The following is a 1,230-nucleotide window of genomic DNA, read 5'->3' as shown; positions in this document are numbered from 1 at the left end:
TTTTGAATCCTTGATCTCGTCGATCTTCGCTCGAAGCCACCCGACAGCCTTGGCAGTTGTAGCAGCTGCTCCGACGGCAGCGAAAGGGTCGACCGGCATGCCCGCACTATAGCTGACGCCCGCCGGCCGCTTGAGCCCGCCAGCCTCCCGCCGCTAGAATCTTCTCAGATCCAGCGCGGCCTTTAGCGCTTTCGGGGAATGATCCTGGTTCACTCGCCAGGAATCGCCCGCTGCGTCGCTCGCGAGATTTGACCCTGCTCTTATTACCGCCGGAATGCCGCCTCGAGTTCCTTTCCCTGGAAGCAGCGGAGGGAAGCGGCGGAGGGCATGGGGAGGGCTCAGCCTGGTGGAGGCTGGCTTAGGCCTACTCGAATCGGATAGACAGCTGCCCGGCAGAAACCGAAGGCCCAGGGGCTAAAGACTTGCCGGTCTCCCTGGGCCTTCCCACCTGCGGCATGGGGCCGCAGATGGGAAGTGTCGCCGGAAAGGGGGGCGCTTGTCCAGTGCTTGGCAGGCCGATTCTACGTCTCGAGAGGATTTCCGGCAGTTCCTGTGCCGGCTGTGTGAGGAGGAAGTGGTGGTCTGCTCGGCTTGCGATCGAGGTCATTGCTACTGCGGCAAGGAGTGCTCGATGCAGGCTCGGCGCGAGTCGATGCGCAAAGCAGGCCGGCAGTATCAGCAGACGCCGGATGGGCGCCGGAAGCACGCCGCGCGTCAGGCGGACTACCTCCTGCGTCAGTCGGCGTCGGATCGATCTTCTGGGAAAGATGACGCATCAGGGTATCCAGACGCTGAGCGCCTCCTGCACACTGTGGGCGAAGACGCCGAAGACGATCTCGGCGATGCCTGGCGCCGGCTCCAGCCTGCGTATTTGGCGCGAACCGGCTTGCGCTGCTGCATCTGCGGGGTGCGGTGCCTGCGAAGGCGCCGAGTGAGACCGCCGCGTCGCGGGCGATAAGGGTTCGCCGAGGTGGATTGTGTCTGGGGCCTTGTCCCAGAAGGCAGAGGTGTGTCTTCAGAAGGAGCCGTCATGGAATTGGAATGGCACCAGTTGGAGATGCCCTATGCCTCGCTGCGCGCTCACAGTCGCGATCGGCAGCGTCGCCTACGGCTGTGCCTGGAAGAGAACGGCCAGCGACAGCCGATCGTGGTGGTCCCCGAGCGCGAGGCGCCGGGCCGCTATGTCGTCATCGACGGCCATCAGCGCATCGCGGCTCTTCGCCGCCTGGG

At 64.6% G+C, this 1,230-nt stretch carries 1 protein-coding gene; it reads left to right on the top strand.

Features of this window, described 5'->3' with window-relative positions; genetic code table 11:
- Positions 1 to 1,030: 1,030 nt before the first annotated feature.
- On the top strand, positions 1,031 to 1,230 hold a 200-nt coding region (locus GY769_19585), incomplete at its 3' end, for a ParB N-terminal domain-containing protein (protein MCP4204123.1).

This window comes from bacterium, assembly GCA_024224155.1.
Taxonomy (GTDB): domain Bacteria; phylum Acidobacteriota; class Thermoanaerobaculia; order Multivoradales; family JAHEKO01; genus CALZIK01.
The sequence above is the reverse complement of the archived record's forward strand: the minus strand, read 5'-3'. Positions and strand labels throughout refer to the sequence as shown.